Origin of the sequence: Microbacterium sp. GbtcB4 (assembly GCF_019091465.1) — a bacterium.
In the GTDB taxonomy this organism is placed as follows: Bacteria; Actinomycetota; Actinomycetes; order Actinomycetales; family Microbacteriaceae; genus Microbacterium; species Microbacterium paraoxydans.
Genome location: NZ_JAGXJJ010000823.1, coordinates 1 through 228, shown reverse-complemented (window position 1 = coordinate 228; position 228 = coordinate 1). Strand labels below are relative to the sequence as shown.

At 61.0% G+C, this 228-nt stretch carries 1 pseudogene; it reads right to left on the bottom strand.

Going from position 1 to position 228, the window contains the following annotated elements:
• Positions 1 to 96: pseudogene (locus tag KVS71_RS20190) on the bottom strand (electron transfer flavoprotein subunit beta); the annotation flags it as partial.
• Positions 97 to 228 lie beyond the last annotated feature (132 nt).

The following is a 228-nucleotide window of genomic DNA, read 5'->3' as shown; positions in this document are numbered from 1 at the left end:
ATCCCCCGCGCCGCGTTCGGCGAGTCCGGCCTCGAGATTCAACGTGCGATCGCCATAGGTGTCCGGCACCACTTTGACCAGGACGAAGATCTTCATCGAATGCTCCACACGACACGCTGAGTCTATCCGCACGGTCTTCTATGTAGCCAAAGGCGGAGGGAACCGCAGGTGGTACCCCCGATTTCGGCCGCGAATGTATACATAGTCGACAGTCGGGCCCCGCGGCTC